Annotated in this window: 10 protein-coding genes; 5 read left to right on the forward strand and 5 right to left on the reverse strand. The window is 40.1% G+C overall.

The window, feature by feature from the left end:
* Window position 1 precedes the first annotated feature (1 nt).
* From F0226_RS18695 to F0226_RS18705, 3 genes are all read right to left on the reverse strand, one after another.
* Complete coding sequence (locus tag F0226_RS18695) at window positions 2–262, reverse strand: phosphopantetheine-binding protein (RefSeq protein WP_137374826.1); 261 nt, start codon at window positions 260–262, stop codon at window positions 2–4.
* A gap of 65 nt (window positions 263–327) precedes the next feature.
* Complete coding sequence (locus F0226_RS18700) at window positions 328–1,146, reverse strand: lysophospholipid acyltransferase family protein (RefSeq protein WP_171737053.1); 819 nt, start codon at window positions 1,144–1,146, stop codon at window positions 328–330.
* Window positions 1,146–1,997, reverse strand: a complete 852-nt coding sequence (locus F0226_RS18705; protein WP_171737054.1) for a beta-ketoacyl synthase chain length factor — start codon at window positions 1,995–1,997, stop codon at window positions 1,146–1,148. Before F0226_RS18705 ends, F0226_RS18700 begins: the two co-directional genes overlap by 1 nt.
* 70 nt (window positions 1,998–2,067) lie before the next feature.
* Here F0226_RS18705 and F0226_RS18710 point away from each other — a divergent pair, with 70 nt between their 5' ends.
* The 3 genes from F0226_RS18710 (at window position 2,068) to F0226_RS18720 (ending at window position 4,872) form a co-directional block, all read left to right on the forward strand.
* Window positions 2,068–2,457, forward strand: a complete 390-nt coding sequence (locus F0226_RS18710) for a hypothetical protein (protein ID WP_171737055.1) — start codon at window positions 2,068–2,070, stop codon at window positions 2,455–2,457.
* Between the two features lie 23 nt (window positions 2,458–2,480).
* On the forward strand, window positions 2,481–3,560 hold the full coding sequence (locus F0226_RS18715; protein ID WP_171737062.1) for a methyltransferase: 1,080 nt from the start codon (window positions 2,481–2,483) through the stop codon (window positions 3,558–3,560).
* 61 nt (window positions 3,561–3,621) lie between these two features.
* A complete protein-coding gene (locus tag F0226_RS18720; RefSeq protein WP_171737056.1) occupies window positions 3,622–4,872 on the forward strand; it encodes an NAD(P)/FAD-dependent oxidoreductase in 1,251 nt (416 codons plus the stop codon).
* Between the two features lie 155 nt (window positions 4,873–5,027).
* Here F0226_RS18720 and F0226_RS18725 read toward each other — a convergent pair whose 3' ends face one another.
* Complete coding sequence (locus tag F0226_RS18725; RefSeq protein ID WP_137374820.1) at window positions 5,028–5,534, reverse strand: Fe3+-citrate ABC transporter substrate-binding protein; 507 nt, start codon at window positions 5,532–5,534, stop codon at window positions 5,028–5,030.
* A gap of 175 nt (window positions 5,535–5,709) precedes the next feature.
* On the reverse strand, window positions 5,710–6,843 hold the full coding sequence (locus F0226_RS18730; protein ID WP_171737057.1) for a flagellar assembly protein FlgT: 1,134 nt from the start codon (window positions 6,841–6,843) through the stop codon (window positions 5,710–5,712).
* Window positions 6,844–7,036: 193 nt separating this feature from the next.
* On the opposite strand from F0226_RS18730, the gene F0226_RS18735 reads away from it, so the two are divergent.
* Together F0226_RS18735 and flgP are read left to right on the forward strand one after the other, a co-directional pair.
* The gene (locus F0226_RS18735) at window positions 7,037–7,672 is read left to right on the forward strand and encodes a FlgO family outer membrane protein (RefSeq protein WP_137374818.1); all 636 of its coding nucleotides are present in this window, start codon (window positions 7,037–7,039) and stop codon (window positions 7,670–7,672) included.
* Between the two features lie 9 nt (window positions 7,673–7,681).
* The gene (flgP, locus tag F0226_RS18740) at window positions 7,682–8,113 is read left to right on the forward strand and encodes a flagellar assembly lipoprotein FlgP (protein WP_171737058.1); all 432 of its coding nucleotides are present in this window, start codon (window positions 7,682–7,684) and stop codon (window positions 8,111–8,113) included.
* The last annotated feature ends 259 nt before the right edge of the window (window positions 8,114–8,372 follow it).

The raw sequence follows: 8,372 nt of genomic DNA on the forward strand, positions 1-8,372 counted from the left end.
TCTAGTTGTTTGCTTGAGATGAAATGTAGTTTGCTAAGTTTTCTACAGAAGCAAAGTGCTGGCGAGTATTTGTGTCATCAGCATCGATCATGATGTTGTACTTTTTCTTGATCGCTAGACCTAGTTCTAATGCATCAATGGAATCTAACCCTAGACCATCACCAAACAAAGGTGCTTGTGTTTCAATTTCATCAATGCTCATATCTTCAAGGTTTAGCGCATCAATAATCAACTGTTTGAGTTCGTTGTGTAATGTTTCCACTTTTGCCTACTTCTTTTATTTAATCGTTATAATATTTAATTCAATACTGAACTTCTAAAAATGTTTTATTGAGGGAATATTGTTTCTGACAAGTGTCGGTTAAGTTGCCTAGCCGAAGATGTCAGGTTGTTCGCATCCTCAATAAAAGGAGTAATTTCTATTTTACCTTTCACTTCAACATGAAAAAAGGGTTTCGTGTCCGGTACGTGATACCATTTTTTTTCTTTCGTTAAGAAGCTTGGTGAAACGGTAATGTGTATTACCCGTAAATCTGTTTGAGTTCTCGTTGCAATTTGAGCTGCGCCACGTTGAAGTGATGGCTCTATACCGGGGGTTGTGCGTGTTCCTTCAGGGAAAACCAGCAGCACATTACCACGTTGAAAACGTTCTTCACATCGTTCAAGTAGATCTTCTGGTGAATGGTTTGGTATATAACCTGCGGCTCGAACGATTCTTTTCATGAATGGGTTTGCCCAAACCGCAGCTTTGACAAGGCAGTCGCATTGTGGAAGTTGAGAAGCTATCAGAACATAGTCGATTAGACTTGGGTGGTTGGCAACGATCAAACAATTTCTGTCTTGTTGCAGTAACTCTGTGCCGACGAACTCGTAATCAATCGCACCTGTGAACTTCATCACTCGGCAAAAACTATTGAAAGAAAAGCGAATAAGCCGCTGAACTTTTAATTCTCTTTCGGTGATACTTGAAGAGGTAGTCGCGATAATAGGGACGATTAAAAAGCTAAGGAGAAGCCCTCCAAGTCCGAAAATAGTGAAGCAGAGACCAGTAGCAAAGACTCGCCAATATTGGTTTGTTCTTTTTAAAAACCGTGAGGGTAGTGATTCATGGTTAGTTTTTTTTGTGTTTGAAGAGCGGATACTCATTAATTCTTTGTCCAATACCAAGCTTGATCTTTACCTGAGATACTCCAACCCTCGCTATTAGATAGAATTTTCTGCAGTACCTGAATGCCTTGAGGTTTTGGCTTCGCCTCTTCGGGTGCACTTTGGATTTTAGAGTCGATGTTCGAGTGTTTAATCGACCGATTTACAGAGCGAGATAAATGAAACTGTTCGCCAGAAGAGAGTATTAACCCGAATGCGTAATCAGAAAATTCTTGATCTTCAAACTCTGAATAGATGGCGGGTAATGGTTGGTCAAAGTCGATAACCAGAATCTTATGGTTTGGTTGTTCGTGTAAATAAATGGCGGCTTCAATAAGCGCATTATGAAAAGTATCTTGCCCTGACGATATAGAAGTCAGGGGGATAGGCGCTTTGGCGGCAATGGTCGTTAAGCCTGCAGCTGTATTGTGAACAGACTGAGAAAAAGCCATTGGTGAGGCATCTTCACCTTCTAAAATACTTTGAATGAGACCGACTGTTCTGTGAAGCTCCCCATGGCGACTAGCAAAAATAAGGTAATCAATACCATTATTAGTTGAAGAATTCTCATCAGCACTAGTTGACGAAGGTGTTTGTAAAAGGGAAAGGGCTGTTTGAACGGCAAGTTTGCTTTGAACGCTCATTCTTCGGCGCATCATCGCTGGAATGGCTTTGAATTCTGTCACACTCTTGTTCTGGCTACATTCGTCATTATCCGAGCAACTTTCGTCATTGTTTGAGCTATTTATAGCGGTAGCCCAACATTGCCACTCTTCCTGTGTGTTGAGCCCAGGTGCGTGTGCAGCCCATTTCTCAATATTAAACGACATTATTTTAGATGGATTTGACATAGAGTATTGATTTGCGTTGGGTCTCACTAAATACTAAGGGCATTTTCCAAACATGAATAAGGAATTTTCCATGAAATCACTAAAAATAGTCATCTCACTATTATTTGTCTTAATTCTTGCAGGTTGTGGACGAGTTCAGCCAGTGATGAATGTCGAGGATACTCCAGTTGCTTTAAATCTTCAAAGTAAACAGGTTAAAACAGCTATTTACGATTCGGCTACTGACCGTGGTTGGTTAGTGTCTGAGATTAAACCAGGTCTTCTTCGCGCTGAACTTTATGTTCGTTCTCACCACGCAGTAATCGAAATTCCATACAGTGATAAATTTTATTCAATTTTGTATGTTGAGTCAGATAATCTGAAATATTCCGATGGGAAAATTCATCGTAACTATAACCGCTGGATCAATAATCTCAATGTAGATATCAAGCGAAAGCTTGCGGTCATGGCTGCTCAGTAATAAGTCACTTACACATTCAATAAATTAGGTTTTTTGTTTTGCAATATAATATCGACCCGTTTAATGCGTTAGAGGCAAAGACAGAAGCTCAAAAGCTTTCGTTTGCTCCAATCGTTTTCCACACAGCAAGAACATTACGTGATCTCGACATTTTGAAAGCATTGGATGATGCTGGAAGTACTGGCTTATCCGCGGAAGAAATATCTAAAGTGACTGGTGTTTCAGAGTACGGGGTGAAAGTACTGCTTGATATGGCATTAAGTGCCAATATTGTTTTATGGGACAAACCTAATTATCGATTAGCTAATTTAGGTTTTTTCCTACAGCATGATGGCATGACAAAGGCGAATTTAGATTTTACAGCCGATGTTTGCTACGCCGCGATGATGCACTTAACGGAAGCGATTAAAGAAGGCACTCCTGCTGGATTAAAAGAGCTTGGAGATTGGGAGACGATCTATCAAGGTTTGTCCCAATTACCTGAGCAAGCAAAGCAAAGCTGGTTTAATTTCGATCACTTCTATTCAGACCGTTCATTTCCTGTTCTGTTGGAAAGAGTTTTTCAAAAGAAACCTAAAACATTAGTCGATATTGGTGGCAATACCGGTAAGTGGGCAATGCAATGTTGTGGTTATGATAATGATGTGCAAGTCACTATTGTCGATTTACCTCAGCAACTTGAAATGGCGATGAAGAACGCTCAAGAACATGGCTTCGAAAGCCGTGTCACCCCTTTCCCTGCAAATATGCTGGATAAGAACCAATCACTGCCTCAAGGCGCGGATGTTTGGTGGATGAGCCAATTCCTAGATTGTTTTTCACCAATGGAAATCCTAAGTATTTTGAAGCGTGTTCGTTCTCATATGTCTGAAGATGCGACGGTGTATATTTTAGAACTGTTTTGGGATTCTCAAAAGTATGATGCAGCATCTTATAGCTTGAATGCGACGTCTTTGTACTTCACGTGTTTAGCTAATGGCAATAGCCGATTTTATCGCAGTGAAGATTTCTTAGAAATTGTCGAAGAAGCTGGATTTGAAGTCGTGACTCGAACCGATGATATTGGGCTTGGGCATACGTTACTAGAGCTGAAAGCTGGATAATTAGCCCACTTTAAGTGGTAATAAAATTGAGTAGTAATAAAGAGCAGTGTGGCTTAAATAAATGAAAAAACTATCAACTCAAGTTGTTGTCATTGGTGCTGGTCCTTCGGGTTCAATCGCTGCTTCTTTACTGCACAGTAAAGGCATTGATGTACTGGTTATTGAGAAGAGTGAATTTCCTCGATTTTCAATTGGTGAAAGTTTACTTCCAGCTTGTATGGAAGTGGTCGAGCAAGCTGGAATGCTTGATGCGGTTCAGGATAGCCATTTTCAGTACAAAGATGGAGCAGCCTTTCGTAAAAATGGAGTGTATACAGCATTCGATTTTGAAGACAAATTTTCCACAGGCCCCGGAACAACTTTTCAAGTTCAGAGAGGAAGCTTTGATAAAGTTTTAGCTGATTCAGCTGAGCAGCAGGGCGTGAATATTTATTATAAGCATGAATTAACGGCGATTCAGTTCACTGAACATTCATCTATTTTAGATGTACAAATTGATGGTGGAGAAAAGTATCAAATTGAGGCTGACTTTGTACTAGATGGGAGTGGGTTTGGTCGAGTTTTGCCTAAAATGCTTAACCTTGAAGAGCCTTCATGTCTTCCACCAAGAAAGGCGATATTCACCCATATCGAAGACAATATTTCAGCCTCGAATCATGATTGTGAATACGACAGAAGTAAGATTCTAATTTCTGTCCATCCCACTAATCCAGATGTGTGGTATTGGTTGATTCCTTTTAGTAATGGGACATCTTCTTTCGGTGTGGTGGGAGAGCCTGACTTTTTTGATGGCTACCCTGAAGATAAAATTGTATTACTTAAACAACTTTCTAGCGAAGAGCCGGGCTTAGCTAAGATTTTGAGCCAAGCGATGTTCTCAAAACCTGCTGGTGAAATTGGCGGGTATTCGGCAAACGTGAAGCATTTAGCAACCGATCGTTATGCTTTATTAGGAAACGCTGGTGAGTTTTTAGACCCTGTGTTTTCTTCTGGTGTGACTATTGCGATGAAGTCAGCACAATTCGCCGTGGAATGTATTGAAAAGAAATTGAATAACAACCTTGTCGATTGGCAGGAAGAGTATGAAAAGCCACTGATGGTGGGAGTGGATACATTTAGAACATATGTTGAGGCTTGGTATTCAGGTGAGCTTCAAGATGTGATTTTTCATCAGTCCCCAAACCCTAAGATAAAACAGATGGTGTGTTCGATTTTAGCTGGATACGCATGGGATACGACTAACCCATATGTAAAAGAGTCGCAAAGAAGGCTGTCTACATTGGCTGAAATTTGCAGGATAGATGCAGATTAATAAAGCGTTGATATAGTGTTAAACGTTAAATAAATTACGCAAATAAAAAGCTATGTAAACAACGAATCGTTTGCATAGCTTATTTTAATCAGAAGTAATGAAAGCACGACAACAACGGCTTAAGCCAAAAGTAGAATTATTTAATCAAAACAGCGTTACTTCAGGTCGATGCTGTTCAATCTTCCCATAAAGATAAGTATGTCTATTACATCTTTATGCGCATCTAAAAGAACTCGCTTGGTTTGAGTATAGGCTGAAAGTCTTCCATGTCTTTTTATGGAACATACTTTCGTCTTGTATTTATATTCCCCTGTTTCTGAGAATACTCGCCATTTAGCTATATAACATTCATCTCTATGCTCAGGATCCGCAAGAGTGGGGTTAGGTTTGAAAACAATCTTTGGTTCTAAACTGTGTGGCAGACGTGTCATCAAGTACGGATCTTTAAGGATTTTCCCCCAAAATTTTCCCCACAACTGTTTGCCTAATTCATTGCGTAACTTCAGTGTTTTTTTGAGAGCCTTTTCTTCACCCATACGAACAAAACCAACTGAACGGTGAATCACCGTATCGTCAGGTGTGTGTATATGGATTTTGAAAGCAGTTTTACCTTTGGAGATAAAACGGTGGCCAGTTGCACCAATTAAATTGTTCTGACTCATAAGTTTGATAAATGATAGTTATGTTAATAGTAAGATTACGACAATTATCAAAAAACTAAAACACACAGTGCTAAAAAATGATAAAGAAGTGCTTTGAAGATACGTGTTTGTTGATAAAAGAGGTAAAGCCTTAGCCAAATGCCAAGGCTCTATTACTTAGAGTAGACTATTTTGGCTATAAAATTTTATTCATTACATCGCCAATTTGAATACTGTTGGCAAGGTTGGGTTGATCGACTGTTAGCTCTGCTTCATTTTCATAAACGCGAGAAACTGTCAGTGTCATTTCACTTTGGGAGACTTTATTACGAGGCAGACCGTTTTGGTCGATAAACGAGCCGGTGTGCCATAACTGAAGTTTATCGCCTTCTTGCACGCCATGCAAACGTCCAAGATCCATAGTGACCGTATTTCCGAAAACAGCCGCTACTTCAGGTAACGTGATTTTACATGACACTTCTGATTCTAAGTCGAGCATGATATTTCGGCTTACACGTAGCATCATACTGCCGTATGTAGAAGCCCAGAACCGGGCACTGCGAGTATCTACCTCACTGGTTTTAGGGAATGGCCATTTAGCCACTTCTCGGTAACTGCGGCTGTAGACTTCGTGCCCTGTTTTACCGTCAAACACTTGCATCTCTAGAGCGAATTGTCGGTTGATGATGTCATCTCTGAGAAGTTTAGATTCGATTGTTGCCGTTAAATCAGAAATAACTCCGCCGATAATGTATTGAGCGCCTGTATCTTGAGCAATCATCTTTAACATTTCAGGTCGACGTTTATCGATTTCATAGTCAGTAGTACCTACGGAAACAAAGCTACGAGACTCTTGCGATAATTGTCTGTTCACTACGTGGCTGAAGTCATCACCAATTTTGTATATTTTCCCCATAACAGCTTGCTGAGGGGAGGCAACATCAATGTTACCGACCAAAAATGTCTTTTTATATTGGCTTTCATGGCAAGCATTTGCCGAAGGGTAGATGTCGACACGAGCGGTGATCATCATATTATTTCCACGAGTTCGCTCTTTATCTATCAAGATATAACGCACTTCGTGGTTGGTGAATTGGTATTCTTTTTTTGAAGACTCTAAGTAAGGTCTTAAGTTACTAATGCTACCAATGTCTGCTCCTGAGAATTGAACCGCTTTATAAACGGCGTCTTCAAGCGCATGTACTCTGGCGGTATCTTCTGACGAAACAATAGTGGCAACCCCGGTAACCTCATACCAAGACGCATGAGCATTGAAAGATGCCGTTATCAATAAACTTATTGAAAATAAAATAGAAATTATTTTTTTCATTTGATTGTTACCAGTTGGGTATAAATATTGCTTATAAATAATCCATAAGCATAAAGCTAATTTAGGCGCTGCTTTTCAAATCTAAACAATTAACGAAAAGCAAGGACCGTTCCAACATTGTAATCCATCAACGAAAGTAATGTAGAGAACAAGTTGGCGTAGTAAGCACTAAATATACCTGGAGATTAAGACAATGAAAAAATGGCTTGTAGCGATGAGTGTGATGTTACTGACATCATGCGCCTATTCACCCATCTATAATGGTAAGTCTGAGTATTCTGGCAGCCAGTTTATGCTGATGGATAGCCCTCGCCATACTATGGACTTTTTTGTCGAGAGTATGACTGAAGACCTTATGATCTCTAATACCAGTGTGTCAGCAAGAACACCGATTGCAGTGACATCATTTGTTGACCTACAGAATATGGATGCCACAAACTGGCTTGGTAATTCAGTTTCGGAAGGTTTTATTCATCAATTCCAACGCCGTGGCTTCAAGGTTATTGATTTTAAAACGACGGGCTCAATTCAAGTTACTCAACAAGGTGACTTTGCAATTAGCCGTGATTGGAAAGACCTCGCTCAAGAGCAAGATGTTCAATACGTATTAACAGGGACGATGCTTCGCCAAGAGGGGGGGGTGCTAGTTAATGCTCGTGTGGTTGGCATGCAAACTCGTGTTGTTGTCGCGTCTGCTCAAGGCTTCTTACCTGCAGACCGTATAGGTCGCGATTTGGATACATTGAATAGCATTCGAACTCAAGATGGCGTTATTATCCGTTCTGATCCAACGATGACTCAACCTTATACTGTAATTCTTCGTCCTTAGGAGCTCACAATGAAGACGGTTATATTTGCTTTAGCGGCATTATTATTAGTAGGCTGCCAGCCATTACAAAGCATGAGATCTGACGATTTCTTAGTTGCAGTGGGCTATGCAAGTATTAGTGAGCAAGCTGGACGCAACGATGAAGAGAAACGAATTCGAGCGATGCGTGCATCAAAGATAGATGCTTACCGAGAGCTTGCTGAGCAAGTTTATGGTATGCGTGTCAGTGGACGTGCTGAGTTAGAAGATCAACGCCTTGGTACAGAACGAACTTCTGGCGCAGTTGATGGTGTGATTCGTGGTGCTGAAGTGGTTCGTAGTTACCCTGTTGGTGATAGTTATGTAACTGAATTGCAGCTAGATATCCGTAAGATGGAAAAACTACGCGATTACGGTGAAGTTCAACCTGTACCAGAGAAAAGACAACAAACTCTATTTTAAAGCGTTAATCTGATGGGGTTTGGTTTCCAGGTATTGAGCCCTATAGATATTCATTTAAGTATTGATTTGATATTAAGCGGCAAGTATTTCACATACTTGCCGCTTTTTTATGTGTGATACGTTGATGGTGGTAAAAATAGGGTTAGGCTTTCTCTAGAAGATAAGAAGATAAGAAGATAAGAAGATAAGAAGATAAGAAGATAAGAAGATAAGAAGATAAGAAGATAAGAAGATAAGAAGATAAGAAGATAAGAAGATA

The organism is Vibrio sp. 99-70-13A1, assembly GCF_013114625.1.
In the GTDB taxonomy this organism is placed as follows: Bacteria; Pseudomonadota; Gammaproteobacteria; order Enterobacterales; family Vibrionaceae; genus Vibrio.